Origin of the sequence: Streptomyces sp. NPDC059248, from assembly GCF_042753905.1 — a bacterium.
Classification (GTDB): domain Bacteria; phylum Actinomycetota; class Actinomycetes; order Streptomycetales; family Streptomycetaceae; genus Streptomyces.
Map to the genome: position 1 here is coordinate 96,956 of NZ_JBHYZV010000015.1, position 15,112 is coordinate 112,067.

Sequence of the window (15,112 nt, forward strand, 5' to 3'; positions counted from 1 at the left end):
CCGGCTACCCATGGAGGTGGGACGGGTGCCGTGGGCCGTCCGGCGCGGCCGGCCCGGTGAGCGCGGCGCACTCCGCGAGGGTCATCTCGCCCGCCGTGAGGGCGACCAGGAGCTTCTCGACGGCCCGGAGGAAGCCCCGTACGGCCGCCGGGGAGAGCACCTCCGGATGCGCGCCGAGAACGATCCGGACGCGGTCGGGCACGTCGTCGTGGACCACGAGGAAGAAACGCTCCGCCTCATGGAAGTCATCGGGTTCGACGGTGGTCGCGGCCGTCGCCGCGCGGATCTCCGCCGGTGTCGCGGGCCGCGGCCCCGGCCGGTCCTCCCGGACCGCCCGCGCGTCGTTGAAGCAGCACGAGAGGTCGATCCGCTCACCGCGTCCGCGCTCGTGTTCCCGCAGGGCGCGCTCGGCCCGCACCGGGTCGTACAGACCGTTGACATAGGCCCGCATCGCCGCGACACGCGCCGCACGGACCACGTCGGCGACGGTCTCCCCGGTCACATCGACGGTGACGGGGACCTCCTGGTGCAGATTGGCCACGGTGTCGCGCAGCACCTGGTGGGTGCGGTTGGCCGCGAGGAGCCGGAGCCCGCACCGCGGCAGACCGCTCCGCTGTGCCAGGAGCAGCGACACCACGGCGAGCAGCACCGCCGAGCCGCTCGCCCGGTAACGCCCGGCGAGTACCGGCAGTGCCAGGGCGACCGCCCGGGAATCCAGTACGGCGCTGTGGAAGGGCGGCCGGGCCGTCTCCCGTACCGGGTCCTTGCCGGGGAACATCGTCGAAGGCAGCAGCGCCAGTTGTTCGTCCCAGTAGCGGTCGGCGCGGTCCAGCAGCCGCCGTCCCTGTTCGGACTCCTCGAACGCCGCCTGTTCCAGCGGCTGCCGGAACTCCGCCGGCGGCCCGGCGGCGCGGCCCGTCACCCTGGCGGCCAGCAGCCGTGCGAGCTCCGTTTCGAGGACGCGCAGCCCCATCAGATCGGCGGCCATGTGCGAGATGCAGAACACGACCCGCACCGGTTCGCCGTCCAGGCAGACGACGGCCGCCCGGAACGGCAGATCCACGGCGTGGTCGAACGCGACGCCACTCGTGTCCACGCCCCACCCGGTGGTGGCGTTCTCCACGTCCGACGCGTCGGTCGCTGAGACGGTCCCGACCGGGAAGGATCCCGACCGGGTCACCCGCTGGGTCAGTTCGCCGTCCGTCCCGACGCGATACGTCGTACGCAACGTCTCGTGCCGGCCCACCAGTTCGCCCAGTACGGCATGGACGTCGGGCACCGTGCTGCCGCGCGGCAGCACGGCCCAGTGGATCTGGTTGTAGAAAGCGGAGTCCGGCATCCGTCGCTGGATCAGATTCCACATGTGCCGTTGCGCGCACGTCGCGGGACCGGCGGCGGACCGCCCACCGGAGAACGCGACGTCACACTGAACCGATTCAGCCACGGCCCCGTCCCTCAATAGCTCGAATGCACACCAGGTGTCAGCAGATGTGTCTCCGATCCGAGCAAGGCCGGTGAGAAGACGCACATCAGCGTCATTCCGTCCTGCGAACGAAGTATGTGCGGTTCACCCATACCCGGGGCGTACAGCGTCCCCGGCTTGATTTCAAAGACGCCGTCCTCCGTTTCCACTGAACCGGAGCCGCTCACGCAATAACAGACCTCTTGATGGTTGTCGTACCGCAGATACGACTCACTGCCGGGCTGTACATAGGTTTCGGTCAGGCCGAACCCCAATCCATCCGCCTGAACGAGTAGTCGTCGACTGGTTCCATTGCCCCAGTCCACATCGCATTCACTTCCTACGACATCTTCAACCGAGCGCACCAGCAAGGTTCACCTGCCCAGGATTCGGTGTTTCCGCGAGGGTCGGCAGCGATTCTAGGAAGGCCGCGCCGATATTTCCACGGACAGTACGGCTATGGCCACTTGGCTAGGCCCCCCGGTGCGGCCGTTTGAGCCTTCCCGGAAACCGCTTCCACCTCCGAACCTTGATCTCGTCGCGATGTCGACGGCGGCACAGGGAGGCTCTCGTGCGAGCGATCATCCTGACCGGAGGGAAAGGGACCCGCCTCCGGCCATACACCGACAACCGGCCCAAGGGTTTGCTCCAGCTGAGCCGATACTCCATCCTCGAAGTCATCATCCGGCGGCTCCGTGGCGCCGGCTTCAGCCACATCACCTTGTGCGTCTCCCATCTGGCCCACCAGATCAGAGCCGAGTTCGGCGACGGGGGAACACTCGGAGTCCGGATCGACTACAGCAACGACCCGCGGCCGTTGGGCACCGCGGCGCCGCTGGCCGGGGTCGTGGACTGGAACGGGCCCGCCCTGGTCATGAACGGCGATGTGCTGACCGCGCTCGACTTCGCCGAGCTGTACCGGGCGCACAAGGACGCCGGCGGTGTGCTGACCGTCGCGTCGCTCCGCCGCCCGGTACCGATCGGCTTCGGCGTCCTCGACATCCGGGGCGGCCGGGTGACCGCGATCAAGGAGAAACCGACACTCCGTATCGATATCTCATCGGGTATCTATGTGGCGGACGCCGCCGTGGTCGACGCCATTACCCCGGAGGAGCCCATCGACATGCCGGATCTGGTGGCCGCGATGATAGCGCGAGGACGTCAGGTCAACGCCTACTCCTTCACCGACCGCTGGCACGACATCGGCACGCCCGAAAGATACGAAGAGGCGCAGCGCTGCTTCGCCGAGAACCCGGACCTCTATTTACCCGGCCTCGGCGCCCCGGCGCCCGGCGGTCCCGGCGAACGTCCAGGAAGCGGGTCGGCGCACCGGCCCACCGAGACGGATTCCCCGGAACCGCATTTCCATCCCCGCCACGCATCGAGAGAGGCCAACGGGTCTGTGACAAACGACGATCCGGCGACGGACGACCTGCCTTCGCAGATCGCGCGGGACATGGGCACGGTTCTGGAATGCCGTCCCCTGGGCCCCGCGGACGACTTCTTCCTCCTCGGCGGCGACTCGCTGCGCGCCGTCGACCTGATAGCGCGGCTCACCGAACGTTTCGAGCCGGTGGACCCGGAGGCGGCCGACCGGCTGCACGCCGAACTGCTGCTCGCGGTCTTCGACGACGCCAGTCCGGCCGCCCTGGCCGATGTCGTACGGTCGCACCGTGTGGCGAGCCGGTCCGCCCGATGACCCACGGCGCACCAGACGAAACGGACCGCCCGGCCGCCGGACCCCCCGAAACGCCCACCCTCACCGGCTCGCTGCGCGCCGCCGCCGAACGCTCCCCGGACGCGGTCGCCGTCAGTACCCGCGGCAGCGCGGCCTGGCAGGACATGACGTGGGCCGGGCTGCGGGACGCGGTGTCGGCCGCGGCGGCCAACGCGACCGCCTGGGAACGCCCGCCGGGACCGGTGATCGTCCTGGTGGACAACACCCCGGTCTGCGTCGCGGCCATGCTGGGACTCTTCCTGGCCGGTGCCGACACCCTGCTCGTGGAGCGCGAGAACTCGCATCTGGGGGAGGCCCGATCGGTCGTCCACCGGCTGCCGCCGGCGGGGCTCGTCGGCCCGTCCGACGCGTCGGCCGTGCCGGGGCTCGCGCACCGCACGTTCGAAGAGCTGGTGTACGGGCCGGTACCGGCCGGCACGGTGGTACCGCCGGAGGACCCCGAGACGGCCGTCCTCCAGCTCACCTCCGGCAGCACCGGCGAACCCCGGATCGCCCGGCAGACCCTGGGCAACACCCTCACCGGCGGCGCGCTGTACCGGGACATCCACCGGATCACCGCCGCCGACACCGTGCTCGCCATGGTGCCGCTGGCCCACTCCTTCGGCCTGGTCGGCGCGTTGACCACGGCACTGGTCTCCGGCGCCGGGCTGCGGACCATGTCACGCTTCCGGCCCGGCGCCGTCCTCGAAGCGCTCGACGCGGGCAGCACCGTACTCCTGGGCACCCCGCTGGTGTACCAGCTGCTGACCCCGGTACTGCCGCGCGCGGCGCCCCGCGGGAAGGTGCGGGTCGCCCTCTCCTCCGGCGGCCCCCTGGCGAGCGCGCAGGAGCAGGCCGCCGCCGCCCGGCTCGGGGTCCCCGTGCACCAGGTCTACGGCAGTACGGAGACCGGCCTGATCGCCTGCCGCCACGACCGCGCCGAACCGTGGCCCGAGGGCTCGACGGGCACCATGGCACCCGGCGTCGACTGGCGGATCCGCACCGGCCGCTCCGCGACGGCCCGCCACGGGCACGGACAACTGCTGGTGCGCACCTCGACGATGTTCGAGGGGTACGTGGACGGCGGCGGCCCGGCCCCCGTCGAAGACGGCTTCCTGGCCTGCGGGGACCTCACCGAAGTGGACGAGCACGGCCATGTCAGCGTCGTCGGGCGCAAGGACGCGTTCGTGAACGTCGGCGGGCGCAAGGTCAGTCCACGACGGGTCGAGACCGTGGTCGCCGAACACCCCGGCGTGCGCGAGGTGCTGGTCTTCGGGGCACCGAGCAGGACCGGGGAAGGCGAAGAGGAGATCCACGCGGCCCTGGTGCTCCGTCCGGACAACGACGCCGCGGACGTCCTCACCTACTGCCGGGACCGTCTGATGCCCTACGAGGTACCGCACCGCGTACACGTTCTCACCGCTTTGCCACGGACTGGCATGGGCAAGATCGACCGGCATCGGCTGCGGGAGACCGCGGCGACCGGAAAGGGGACAACCGATGACTGACAGCACGGACGGCGGTGGGCGGGGCGGACGCCCGGTCGTGGTGGTGGGGCTCGGATATGTGGGCCTCCCCCTGGCCGCGTCACTGGCCGCGGCCGGTGTGGACGTCATCGGCGTCGACACCAACCCGGAGACCCGCAGGACCGTCACGGAGGGCCGGGCGCCGTTCTACGAACCCGGCCTCACCGAACTCCTCCAAGGACTGCCCCCGGGCCGGCTCACGGTCTCGGACCGCATCCCCGGGCAGGCCCCCCGGGCCGCCGTGATCTGCGTCGGGACCCCGATGTCGCCGGAGACCGGACACCCGGCCCTGGGCCATCTGGAATCCGCCGCCGACGCCGTGGCCGAAGCCATGGCGGACGACACCCTCGTCGTGGTCCGCAGCACCGTACCCGTCGGAACCTGCCGCGAGACCGTACTGCCCCGGCTGCGCAAGCAGGTCGCCGAACCGCTCCTGGCCTTCTGCCCCGAGCGGCTGATCCAGGGCAAGGCGCTCGCCGAACTGGTCTCACTGCCGCAGATCATCGGCGGTCTCGACGAGCCCTCCCGGGAGCGGGCCCGGGAGCTGCACGCGCTGATCACCCCGAACCACGTCCCGGTCTCGTCCCTGGAGACCGCCGAGATGATCAAGCTCATCTGCAACGCGCACACCGATCTGCTCTACGGCTTCGGCAACGAGATCAGCATGATGGCCGCCTGCTTCGGCCTCGACGCCAACGAGGTGATCGCCAGCGCCAACCTCGACTACCCGCGGCCCGACCTGGCCCGCCCCGGATTCGTCGGCGGCAGCTGTCTGACCAAGGACCCGTATCTCCTCACCTACGGCACCCGGGCCCACGGCTACGACGCCCCGATGGTCACGGCGGCCCGCCGCGTCAACGAGAGCGTCCCCGCGTTCGCCGTCGAGAGCTTCACCAAGGCGTACGCCGCCCGGACCGCCAAGCCGCTCTCCGAGGCCAAGATCCTGGTCTGCGGCATCGCCTACAAGGGCCGGCCCGAGACCGACGACGTACGCGGCGCCGCCTCACCGGACGTGGCGAAGGCCCTGAGGGGCAAGGTCGCGACCCTCGCCGCCCACGACTTCCTCGTCCCCCGGGACGCCGTCGAGGCGCTGGGGTTCGAACCGACGAGCCTGGAGGACGGCCTCCGCGACGCCGACGGGATCATCGTCCTCAACGACCACCCGGGATACGCCGAGATCACCGCCGACGCCGTCCGCTCACGGATGCGCGCCCCGCGTGTGGTGTTCGACATGTGGGGCACGCTCGAAGCCGCACTCGCCCACGACAGTGACATCACCTACCTGAGGCTGGGCCGTGTCTGAACGCGCGCTGATCACCGGCGGAGCCGGATTCATCGGACTCCACCTGGCGAGGGAACTGGTACGCAACGGAACCGATGTCGTCCTGCTCGACGACTACTCCCGGGGCCGCCCCGACGACGAGTTCACGGCCGTGAGCCGGGACGCCCGGGTGGTGCAGCACGATCTGCGCCTCCCCATCCCGGACGATCTGCTGCCGGGCGTCGACCACGTCTACCACCTGGCCGCCAAGGTCGGCGTGAGCACGAGCAACCGGGCGCCCGGCGACGTACTGCGGACCAATGTGCTCGCCACCATGAACGTCCTGGACTGGTGTCTGCGGCACTCGCCGGAGGCGCTCTTCCTCAGCTCCACGAGTGAGGTGGGAGACGGCGCGGTACGCAGCGGCCTCGCCACGCTGCCCGCGCCGGAGTCCGTCCCCTACGTCCTGCCCGACCCCGCCCTGCCCCGTGCCGCGTACTCCCTCGGCAAGGTCGTCTCCGAGGCGCTGCTGCTGCACGGCGGCGGCGACTTCCGGGTCCGGATCGGGCGCTACCACAACGTGTACGGGCCCAGGATGGGCTATGCGCACGTCATCCCCCAGTTCGTCGAACGGCTCCTCGACGGCGAGACCCCCTTCCGTCTCTACGGTGCCCACCAGACCAGGTCCTTCTGCCATATCGACGACGCCGTCTCCGCCACCACGGCCCTGATCCGGCTGCCCGGCGACGAACCCCTGATCGCCAACATCGGCAACGACACGGAGGAGATCAGCGCCCTCACGCTCGCCGAGCGGCTCTTCGCCATCGCCGGCAGGCACCCCGCGGTGGAGATCCACGAACCCCCGCCCGGATCGCCCGACCGCCGGCTGCCCGACCTGCGGGTCCTGAGCGCGGCGACCGGCTACACCCCGAAGGTCGACCTCGACACCGGACTGCGGCAGACCTACGAGTGGTACGCCGCCGCCCATCCCCGGCGCCGGCAGGCCGCTTCGTGACCACGGTCCATGTGGCGTTCGGCGGCTACGGCGGCACCCACGCGGGTGCCGAGCGCATGGCCTGGCGCACCACCGCGCGGCTGGCCACCCGCGGCCACCGGATGACGGTGGTCACCGACTCGGCCCCGCCCGCCGGGCTCGACCGCGACGCCGTCCGGGTGGCCCCGGCCGCCGAAGGCGCCCGGCCGGGCCCCGGCGGGACGCCCCCGGACCTGGTGCACGCGTACGACCTCGGACAGCCGGAGCACGTCGGCCGGGCGCTGACGGCCGCCCGCACCCACCGGGTCCCGTTCGTCCTGACCCCCGCCACCGACCCCCAGCTCTGGCCGGACCCCGCACTGGGGCGCGCCGCGTGCGAACAGGCGTCCGTCATCTACACCCTGACGGCGGCCGAGGAGACGGTCCTGCGGTCCGCGGGCGCGCCCGCGGACCGGATGCGGCGCATCGCCCAGGCCCCCGACCTCACCGGCAGCCCCGACGGGGCCGCGTTCCGCGCCCGGCACGGCATCGCGGGGCCGATGGTGCTGTTCGCGGGGCGCCGGATCGCGACCAAGGGCTACCGGCAGTTCCTCGCCTGCGCGCCCCGGGTCTGGGACCGGCTGCCCGACACCGTCTTCGCCCTCATCGGGCCCGGCGGCGAACCCGAACGGGACCCGGCGCGGGAGGCGATCCGTACCGACCCCCGCGTACGCGACCTGGGCACGGTGTCGGACCAGGACAAATTCGATGCCATGGCCGCCTGCGACGTCTTCGCGCTGCCGACCACCGCGGATGTCTTCCCGCTGGTCTTCACCGAGGCCTGGGCCTGCGGGCGGCCCGTGGTGACCGGCCGCTTCCCCGGTGTCGGGGAAGTGGTGCGGGACGGCGTCGACGGGGTGATCATCGGCCCCGGGTCCGATGAACTCGCCGATGTCCTGCTCGCCCTGCTCACCGACCGCGGGCGCCGGGAGTCGATGGGGGCGGCCGGTCTGCTGCGGAGCCGTACCGAATTCGGCTGGGACCGGGTCGCCGACGACGTGGCCGCCGGATACCGCGCGGCCCTCACCCTGCGGCCACCGGCCGCGGCGGGCCAGAAGGAGAGGGACACAGGGTGAACAGCAACCCCGAGTGGAAGGTGACGGTCGCCGACGCCTCCGTCGGCGCCGAGGAGATCGCGGTGGTCGGCGACGTCCTCGCGTCGCGCTGGCTGTCCCTGGGACGGCAGACCCGCGCGTTCGAGACCGAGTTCGCCGCCGCGCTGGGCGCCGACGACGCCGTCGCGGTCAGCAACGGAACCGCCGCGCTGCATCTCGCCGTACTGGCGCTCGGTGTCGGACCGGGCGACGAGGTGATCACCCCGTCCCTCAACTTCGTGGCGTCCGCCGAGGTCACCGCCCTCCACGGCGCCCGGCCCGTCTTCGCCGACGTACGCTCCGAGAACGATCTGACGGTCGACCCGCGCGATGTGGAACGGCTCATCACCGACCGCACCAAGGCCGTCGTCGCGATGCACTACGGCGGATACGCCGCCGACCTCGAAGCCCTCCGCGCGATCACCCGCGCCCGCGGTATCGCCCTGATCGAGGACGCCGCCCACGCGCCGGTCGTCCCGACCGGGCTCGGCACGGCCGGCACCGTCGGCGACATCGGCTGCTTCAGCTTCTTCGCCACCAAGAACATCGCCTGCGGCGAAGGGGGCATGGTGGTCGCCCGGGACCCGGATCTGCTCGCCAGGATCAGGGCGATGCGCTCCCACTGCCTGACCACCGACACCACGGAACGGATGCGCACCGGCGGCGCCTCCTACGACGTACCCGCCGTCGGCCTCAACTACCGGCCCACCGAGATCTCCTCGGCCATGGGCCGCGTACAGCTGGGCAAACTCGACCAGGACCGGGCGCGCCGGCGGGCCGTCATGGCGGTCTACCGGAAGCGGGTGCCCCTTCCCCTGCCGTTCGACGGCAGGCCGGACGACGGCGCCCTCCACCTGGCCGTCGCCCTTCTGCCCGAGACCGTCGACCGGGAGCTGCTGCGCGCCGACCTGAACGCGCGCGGCGTCCAGACCTCCGTGCACTACCCGCCGTCGCACCAGTTCTCCTACTACCGCGACCGGCACGGCAGTACGAGCCGGGCGCTGCCGGTCACCGAGGACATCGCGCCAAGGCTGCTGACGCTGCCGCTGCACGCGCGGATGTCGGACGACGACGCGGACTTCGTCGCCGACGCCGTCACTGCGGGCCTCCGCCGAGCGGGCCGGGGGTAGAACGATGGAGTTCACCGCGCACACGGGCCGACTCCACGCCGACGGCCGCCCCCTGACCGTCGTCGGGGTGAACTACCACCCGTCGAAGGCGGGCTGCCTGATCTGGCGCGACTGGGACGCGGACGCCGTACGCGAGGACTTCGCGGCGATGGCGGAAGCGGGCTTCACCACGGTCAGGCTCTTCGTGTTCTGGCGTGACTTCGAACCCGCGGCGGGACAGCCGGAACCGAAGGCCTTCGCCCGGCTCTCCGAAGCCGTCGCGATCGCCGCCGAACACGGTCTGACCTGCATCCTCTCGGTGTTCACCATCTTTATGAACGGCCGTCTGCTGGACCTCGCCTGGCGCGAGGGGCGGAGCCTGTGGCGCGATCCCGAGATGCGCGACCACGAGGAGGCGTTCGCGCGCCGGGTCGCCCGCGCCGTACGGGACCACGGCAACGTCCTCGCGTTCGACCTCGGCGACGAGATCTCCGCCGTCGCCCCGGCCGAGGCCGACGGGCTCTCCCGCGACGAGGTGGCGTCCTGGTACGCGCGCCTCGCGGGCGCGCTGCGGGAGGAGGCGCCGGGCACCCTCGTCCTCCAGGCGAACAACGCGCTCTCCGTCTTCGGCCCGTCACCGTTCGCGCCGGACAACGCGGCCGCCCTCGACGTGATCGCGATCCACGGCTTCCCGTCCTGGGCGGCGGGCTCCATCGAGTCCACGCTCTCGTACAAGGCCACGAACCTGAACGCGTTCCTCGCCCGGTACGCCGCCGCCTACGGGGTGCCGCTGGTCGACGAAGTCGGCAGCTACGGCGTGGACGAGGCCACCGCCGCGGCCTATCTGGGGGCATCCGCCGCGTCCGCCCTGGCCAACGGGGCGAGCGGGGTACTGGCCTGGTGCTGGCAGGACATCGCGTCGACGGAGGAGCCGTACGCCAGCCGCCCGGCGGAGCGCATCGCCGGACTGCGGCGGCTGGACGGCTCCGTAAAACCCGCGTTCGAGCGGTTCGCCCGTCTCGCCCGGTCCGCCGCCGCCCTGGCGCCCGGCCCGGCGGCCCCCCGGATCGCCGTCTATCTGCCCGAACACATCCGGGCCCGGCCGGCGTCGTATCTGGACCACGGGGTGGGCACCGTCGCCGCCTTCTACGCCCATCTGCTGCTCAAACGCGCCCATCTCGACTACCGGTTCGCCGCCGGACCCGTCGAAGGACACGACCTGGTCGTCTGCCCCTCCGCCGATCAGCTCACCCTCACCGACGTCGAGCGGCTCCGGTCGGCGGCGAACGGCGGAGCCACGGTGTACGTGTCACTCGGCGACCGGCACCACGGGTTCCCGGGCGAGGACCTGGCCGGGGCGGAGATCGTCGACTTCGCCCGGGGGGACGACGGCAAGGCGTCGTTCTCCTGGCTCGGCACCCGATGGCCCGTCGACTGGCACACGGGCGGCGGCACCCCGGTGACCCTGCGGGCGACGACCGGCCGGGTGGCCGCGACCTTCGCGGACGGTACCCCGGCACTGGTCGTCAACCCCGTCGGAGCCGGCCGGATCGTCTTCGGCGCCGTACCGATCGAACGGACGCTCGATGCCCCGGGGCGGCTGGAGTCCGGGCCCTGGCACCGCCTCTACCAGGGGATCGCCGAACTCGCGGGCATCCGCCCGGCGGTGGAGTCGGCCCACCCCGATCTGGAAGTCGTCGTCGGCGCGCACGGGACCGTACTGGTCAACCACGGCACCAGCACCCGGCAGGCGCTCGGCGTCACCGTCGCCGCCAAGGACTGGGCGGTCGTCGACCACCCGGGAACAGGAGGAACGTCATGATGCGGGGCGTGGTCTACCGGGGGCCGGGGAAGATCGAGGTCGACACCGGGCTCGATCTGCCCCGGGTACGGCACGACCGGGACGCCGTCGTCCGGGTCACCAGGACCGCGATCTGCGGTACCGATCTCCACCCCTACCGCGGCGAGATGCCCGGCTTCCGGGCCGGGACCGTACTCGGCCACGAGTTCACGGGGGTCGTCACCGAGACGGGCTCCGGCGTACCGTTCGCCGTCGGCCGGCGGGTCGTCGTCTCCGACATCGTCGCCTGCGGCCGGTGCGACCGCTGCCTCCGCGGCCGGCACTACCACTGCCCCGATTCCACCCTCTTCGGCTACGACACCGTGGCGGGAGCCGCGCTCCCCGGCGGCCAGGCCGACTATGTCCGGGTGCCCTTCGCGGATGTGGTGCTGTCCCCGTCGCCCGACGATCTGACGGACGACCAGTTGCTGTTCGTCGGCGACATCCTGAGCACCGCCTACATCGGCGCGGAGTCCGCGGGGATCACCCCGGGGGACGTCGTCGGCGTGGTCGGCGCGGGGCCGGTCGGACTGCTCGCGGCCCAGTGCGCCCGGGTGTTCGGCGCGGCGCGGGTCGTGGTCACGGACACCGACGCGCGACGGCGGGCGAAGACGGCGGAGCTGGGCTTCGATGCCGTCGAACCCGAGGGGTTCGGCCCGGCCCTCGGGGCGGGTTCGGACCGGGGGGCAGCCGCGGTGATCGAGGCGGTGGGCTCGCCGTCGGCGCTCACCCGCGCGCTCACCAGCATCGGCTACGGCGGTACCGTCGTAGCCGTCGGTTCGCACGGGTCGACGGCGGTACCGCTCGACGCCAAGGACGCGTTCGCCCGGGAGGCCACCCTGCGCTTCGCGGTGGGCAACCCGATCCGGGTCAGGGACCGGGTGATCGCGTTGCTGCGGGCCGGTCTGCTGGACCCGGCTCCGCTGGTGTCGCACCGGCTGCCGCTGTCCGACGCGGCGCGCGCCTACCGGCTGTTCGACGAGCGGAAGGCGCTCAAGGTCGTACTGTCACCGGGAGAGGACCGTGCCGCAGACGGGTGAACGGCTCCGGACGGTCCTGTCGAGGGTCCGGTGTGGTGCGGTTCGAGGGGCGGGTGACGGGGGAGTCCGCCGCCCGCGTGCTCGTGGTCGGGTTCAGCGCTGGATGAGTCCCCGCTGGATCGCGGTGACGACGGCTGCCGTGCGGTTCGGTGCCCCCAGTTTCAAGAGGACGCTGGCGACGATGCGTTTGGCGCCGTGACTGGAGATCGACAGACGCCGGGCTATCTGTTTGTTGCTGAGTCCCTCGGCGAGCAGTGCCAGGGTCTCGTTCTCGCGCACGGTGAGTGTTCCGGTGCGCTCACGGGCCGAAACCGGGAGCCCGTTGGCGCGCTGGATCAGCTCGCGGGCCAGGGGCGCCGGCATGGGGACCTGGCCCGCCGCGAGCTGACGGAGCGCGTCCTCCAGGGCCGTCGCGCTCAGCCCGCCGAGGATGAGGAAACCATCGGGATGGAAGGGGCCCGCGATGCTCTGGTCGGTGAGATCGGGGCTGTGCAGGATGAGAAGGATCTTGGGTCGGGAGGTACCGACGTCGCCGGCCGCGACATCGAGCTCGCCGAGGTCGCTCACGATGAGGACGTCGGGTGGTCGGGTGCCGACGAGACCTCGTGCCTCGGTCCAGTCCCTGCCGTGCCGGACGGCGCCGACCAACGGGATGCCGTCGAGCGTGGCACCCAGTCCTCGGCGGAGTATTTCGTCGCGGATTACAGTGACGATGTCCAGCTGAAGGCAAACTTCTGAACTATTCGCTAACGCCGTAGCGTCCACAGTCCCCCCGCTGGCTGTATTCGTGGTGAATCAATCGGTCGGGGTGACTGTCTATCAAATTCGTGATCCGGAGGGCAAGGGTGCGTACAGCTGTGCCTGGATTCGGCCACCGGGCCTGCGCTGTTGCGCCAATTGCCCGGCCAAGTGCACCGGATATTTACGATTAATAGGCAAGCAATCGGGCAATCTGTAATTTTTCGGGCACTTTACATTTGTAATGGTCGGCGAGATGTCTGCGCCGTCTGCTATGGCCGCCGCTGTTTAAAATCCATGACTTCATGGCCAGGCCACGGTCGTCGGCACCGGTTTCCTGTCTTCCGTTTCGGTCGGGACGGAAAGGATTCGATGACCAATGCACACCTACGGATTTCGTTGCGGAAGGGCTCCGAGCGCTGTGCCGGGCCCCGGAGCCACGCCCGTACCGAAGGCGCCGGACGTCGTCGGGCGCGAAGTGCACAGCCGTCGGCCACTCCGCGGTGCCTGTCTTGTTTCCGCTGGTCGGTGCCTTGTACCAGGGCGCCATTGGCCCGCCGACCCTTGGGCGGGCGGGCCAATGGCCGCACCGTCCGCACGCCGTCCGATGGCGTCCCCGGGGGGCGTTGTCGAGCGGAGTGCGACACCGGGAATTCGCCGGGAGAACGTCTTGATCCGAACACCTGGGGGTCGAAGGTCGCGTCGTCGCCTGAGGGGGGTGTTGTTTCGGTTTCGAAATCTGTAGCTTGCGAGTGGGGCCGAGGTGGAGACGCGGCGTTCGGAGGGCGGTATGGCGGCGGACACGGCGCAACGGGGCGCCGGTGGGTTCTTTGTGGCGGAGGTCCTCGTACCGCTGAAACACTTCCGGGATTGTGCCGTGGTACGCGGCGTCGATTCCGGTACCGGCAAAGGGAATCACCGGTCCTGCCGGGGCCGGGAAAGCGAAGGCTCCCCGGATACCGAGGCGCATCGGCGGTGAGGAATTTTCCATCGTGACCGGATCGGGTGACGGGCGGCCCGTACCGGAAGCGCCTCCCGCCCGCCGGCCGAGTGCGTCCGTCCGCGGCCCGGGCGGGCTCCGTGAGCGCCCGCCCGCCTCCGGCCCGCCGGACGATCCCCGCCCCGGCGCCCGCCTCCGCCGCCCCTCCGTCGCGGGGGCCGGGCCCGGGCCATGGTCTCCGCCACGCACCGCCTCGACACTCTTGGAGGTTCAGGAATGACCGTCTCGCAGGAGAACGTCCATCCCGACCGGAACGACGTCTTCTCCTCCGCCGAACTGCGCGAGCTGACCCGCCGCTCCAGCGGTCTCGCCATGCGCCGCGCCTCGGTGCACGTCCTGCTGTACGCGATCTTCGTGGCAGGAGCCTTCGCCATCGACACCTGGTGGGCCATCGGTCTTGGCTGGGTGCTGGCGGGCTTCGTCGTCGCGTCGCTGCACAATGTGCTGCACTGCGCCTCGCACGGCACCTTTATGAAGACCTACAACGGGAACCGGGTCGCCGGACAGGTCTCCGGCACCTTCCTCCTCATGAACAGCGCCATGTACCGGGTGTTCCATATGCACCACCACCGCAACACCCATACGGTCGAGGACCCCGAGCCCGACGGCAGCATCACCACCCTCGGGCAATACATCATGGCGATGCTCAATGTGGAGTACTTCTTAGGTTTCCTGCGGATGTCGGCGGCCTCGTTGACGCACCGGTACCCCTACTTCGTCACGACGGACCGGGCCCGTTCCGCGATTCGCCGTGACACCTTCATCCTGCTGGCATGGATTCTCACCGTGACCGTACTGACCGTCCTGTGGCCCATGGTGATGGTCACCCTCTACATCGCGCCGACATGCGTAGCCTGGGTCGTCAATAATTTCGCCATCATGCCCGAGCACTACTACGCGGAACGCAGCGACAACCCCTGGCGCAACACCAATTCCGTCTACACCAGGAGCAAGTGGTTCGGCTTCCTCAACTGGAACACGAACTACCATGCCGAGCACCATCTCTACCCCGGGATCCCGGCCTGGAATCTGCAGCAGGTCTCACGGCGGGTGCGCCACCATCTCGCCTTCACCGAGACCTCCTACTTCCGCTTCCACGCGCGGGTCCTGGCCGATGTGATCAGCGGCCGGGCGAAGGAGCAGGAAGCCGAGGTGGAGGAGGGCCGTACGACGACCTTCTACTACCCGCTGAAGAAGGCCGAGTAGCCCCGTCGGCACGCACGACGTCGGCACGCACGACGAGCGCCGAGGAGCGCCGTCGTCCGGATCGCGGCCGGCCGACCCGACAGGGG

At 70.8% G+C, this 15,112-nt stretch carries 12 protein-coding genes; 9 read left to right on the forward strand and 3 right to left on the reverse strand.

Annotated features, from left to right (window positions below; genetic code table 11):
* Positions 1-4: 4 nt before the first annotated feature.
* Both ACFXG1_RS09125 and ACFXG1_RS09130 read right to left on the reverse strand, forming a co-directional pair.
* The gene (locus ACFXG1_RS09125) at positions 5-1,528 is read right to left on the reverse strand and encodes a condensation domain-containing protein (protein ID WP_384741863.1); all 1,524 of its coding nucleotides are present in this window, start codon (positions 1,526-1,528) and stop codon (positions 5-7) included.
* On the reverse strand, positions 1,456-1,827 hold the full coding sequence (locus ACFXG1_RS09130) for an ectoine synthase (protein WP_384717060.1): 372 nt from the start codon (positions 1,825-1,827) through the stop codon (positions 1,456-1,458). Before ACFXG1_RS09130 ends, ACFXG1_RS09125 begins: the two co-directional genes overlap by 73 nt.
* 206 nt (positions 1,828-2,033) lie before the next feature.
* Between ACFXG1_RS09130 and ACFXG1_RS09135 the strand changes: the two genes are divergently transcribed.
* Genes ACFXG1_RS09135 through ACFXG1_RS09170 form a run of 8 tightly spaced genes read left to right on the forward strand, consistent with a single transcriptional unit; the run spans position 2,034 to position 12,082 of the window.
* Positions 2,034-3,161, forward strand: coding sequence for a sugar phosphate nucleotidyltransferase (locus ACFXG1_RS09135; RefSeq protein WP_384717062.1), 1,128 nt, complete (start codon positions 2,034-2,036; stop codon positions 3,159-3,161).
* Complete coding sequence (locus ACFXG1_RS09140; RefSeq protein ID WP_384717065.1) at positions 3,158-4,687, forward strand: class I adenylate-forming enzyme family protein; 1,530 nt, start codon at positions 3,158-3,160, stop codon at positions 4,685-4,687. Before ACFXG1_RS09135 ends, ACFXG1_RS09140 begins: the two co-directional genes overlap by 4 nt.
* Positions 4,680-6,008 (forward strand): nucleotide sugar dehydrogenase, encoded by a 1,329-nt coding sequence (locus ACFXG1_RS09145; protein ID WP_384717068.1) that lies wholly within the window; start codon positions 4,680-4,682, stop codon positions 6,006-6,008. Before ACFXG1_RS09140 ends, ACFXG1_RS09145 begins: the two co-directional genes overlap by 8 nt.
* Entirely contained in the window at positions 6,001-6,981 is a 981-nt protein-coding gene (locus ACFXG1_RS09150; RefSeq protein ID WP_384717071.1) for an NAD-dependent epimerase/dehydratase family protein, read from the forward strand. The genes ACFXG1_RS09145 and ACFXG1_RS09150 overlap by 8 nt, the downstream gene beginning before the upstream one ends.
* Positions 6,978-8,075 (forward strand): glycosyltransferase family 4 protein, encoded by a 1,098-nt coding sequence (locus tag ACFXG1_RS09155; protein WP_384741866.1) that lies wholly within the window; start codon positions 6,978-6,980, stop codon positions 8,073-8,075. Before ACFXG1_RS09150 ends, ACFXG1_RS09155 begins: the two co-directional genes overlap by 4 nt.
* Entirely contained in the window at positions 8,072-9,223 is a 1,152-nt protein-coding gene (locus ACFXG1_RS09160) for a DegT/DnrJ/EryC1/StrS family aminotransferase (protein WP_384741868.1), read from the forward strand. Before ACFXG1_RS09155 ends, ACFXG1_RS09160 begins: the two co-directional genes overlap by 4 nt.
* Before the next feature lie 4 nt (positions 9,224-9,227).
* Positions 9,228-11,024: a cellulase family glycosylhydrolase gene (locus tag ACFXG1_RS09165; protein WP_384741870.1), complete on the forward strand. Its 1,797-nt coding sequence runs from the start codon at positions 9,228-9,230 to the stop codon at positions 11,022-11,024.
* Positions 11,021-12,082: an alcohol dehydrogenase catalytic domain-containing protein gene (locus tag ACFXG1_RS09170; protein WP_384719417.1), complete on the forward strand. Its 1,062-nt coding sequence runs from the start codon at positions 11,021-11,023 to the stop codon at positions 12,080-12,082. Before ACFXG1_RS09165 ends, ACFXG1_RS09170 begins: the two co-directional genes overlap by 4 nt.
* 93 nt (positions 12,083-12,175) lie before the next feature.
* On the opposite strand, the gene ACFXG1_RS09175 is transcribed toward ACFXG1_RS09170, so the two are convergent.
* Positions 12,176-12,730 carry a LuxR C-terminal-related transcriptional regulator gene (locus tag ACFXG1_RS09175; RefSeq protein WP_384719419.1) on the reverse strand — a complete coding sequence of 185 codons (555 nt, stop codon included), beginning with the start codon at positions 12,728-12,730 and terminating at the stop codon, positions 12,176-12,178.
* A 1,306-nt stretch (positions 12,731-14,036) separates the two neighbouring features.
* Here ACFXG1_RS09175 and ACFXG1_RS09180 point away from each other — a divergent pair.
* Positions 14,037-15,026, forward strand: a complete 990-nt coding sequence (locus ACFXG1_RS09180) for a fatty acid desaturase family protein (protein ID WP_384719421.1) — start codon at positions 14,037-14,039, stop codon at positions 15,024-15,026.
* The last annotated feature ends 86 nt before the right edge of the window (positions 15,027-15,112 follow it).